The sequence below is a fragment of the Komagataeibacter europaeus LMG 18890 genome (assembly GCF_000285295.1).
Taxonomy (GTDB): Bacteria; Pseudomonadota; Alphaproteobacteria; order Acetobacterales; family Acetobacteraceae; genus Komagataeibacter; species Komagataeibacter europaeus.
On record NZ_CADP01000299.1, the window covers coordinates 1 to 1,269 of the forward strand.

Sequence of the window (1,269 nt, forward strand, 5' to 3'; positions counted from 1 at the left end):
TTGTCACGTTCCGAGGGCGGACAGAGCGCGATCGCGCGCTGGATCATGAGGGAGACGCTGTCTGCATGCAGCGTCGTGCCCAGGATACCGCCCATCATGGCGATATTGATGGCTGCATTCATGGTCTCGCCGTCACGACATTCCGTGATGATGCCATCGCTCATCTCGCGGCGTGTCAGGCTGCGGGTGAACGTGGGAAAAGTCAGGGTAGGAGGGCGGATCTCCGTCTGGCTGATCCGCGAGCCTGAAGGCGGTCGCAGGTCGTCCAGCAGGAACTCGATGGGCTCCTCGCCGGTTGCCATGTCGCAGTATACGGTCGGGTCCATGAGTTTTTCGATGGCGAGCCCGAATTGCAACGTGGTCTTTCCGGAACCGGTTGCCCCACCAAACAGGACCATGCCGCTTTTGAGCCTGTTCGTGTCCCGGATTTCCTGCTCGACCATCTGCTGGTCAAGGCTTGCGGGGCGGGCGGGGATCGGACGCATGACGATGTGGACGCCGCTGCCCCGCTTGACCGAAATGGGTGAAAGATTGATCCGGAAACGCAGATTGACCTTGCGGTCCAGTGCCACGCTATAGGCTGTATCGAGGATATGGCCGACACCAAGCATGGCCATCCCGTCAGAGGCATAGACATGGCCGACGATATCCGCCAGCGCGAGGGAGTCCGTCGCTTTACATGTGGCGTAGCGGATCACGCCGTGCACCTTGATCGTGACCGGATGGCCCGTCTTGATGTCGATGCGCGAGGCGCCGAGGCCATGCGCCCAGCGCAGGAGGGAGTCCAGCCCCGGCGCGTTACGCCGTCGTTCCTCGACCCAGGCAAACGCTTTCCTGCCTTCATCCGGCCAGGGTTCGTCGGTCGTGACGGGGATGATGATATTCATCGGCAATGCTCCGGATAACCGTAATCGCTTCCGCGACGGATGTGGCCCTGAAGCCCGGGCTGGCTCGCGATCCGGATCGTGCGGTCATTGAGGTGGAGGGTGTCTCCTCCCCCCACCGCATCCTTATGCTCAAACACGACGCGCGGTTCTTCGACGCGCCCGGCGTTCAGCAGCACCCGGTAGCGGGCCATGCCGGTAATGTCGCGCTGCAGACGCGACAGGTCAGAGAGGAAGATCTCGGTCGCCTGCTTTTCTCCATCTGCCCAGCCTTCGGCCACCCACTGGTTCCAGTGTGACACTTCCGCCTTTGTGCGAGGCAGGGCTGCAGCTACCGGGTGATGCGGTTTGCCCCATGTCCGGACGAGATACGTGCGCCAGTCCG

At 62.3% G+C, this 1,269-nt stretch carries 2 protein-coding genes; both read right to left on the reverse strand.

Annotated elements, in window-relative coordinates; all coding sequences use genetic code 11:
• A partial coding sequence (locus GEU01_RS21900) for an ATPase, T2SS/T4P/T4SS family (protein ID WP_019087685.1) occupies nt 1–887 on the reverse strand: 887 nt, incomplete at its 3' end.
• Nucleotides 884–1,269, reverse strand: a 386-nt coding sequence (locus GEU01_RS25480) for a type IV secretory system conjugative DNA transfer family protein (protein WP_019087686.1), incomplete at its 5' end; no start/stop codon positions are given. The genes GEU01_RS21900 and GEU01_RS25480, both read right to left, overlap by 4 nt.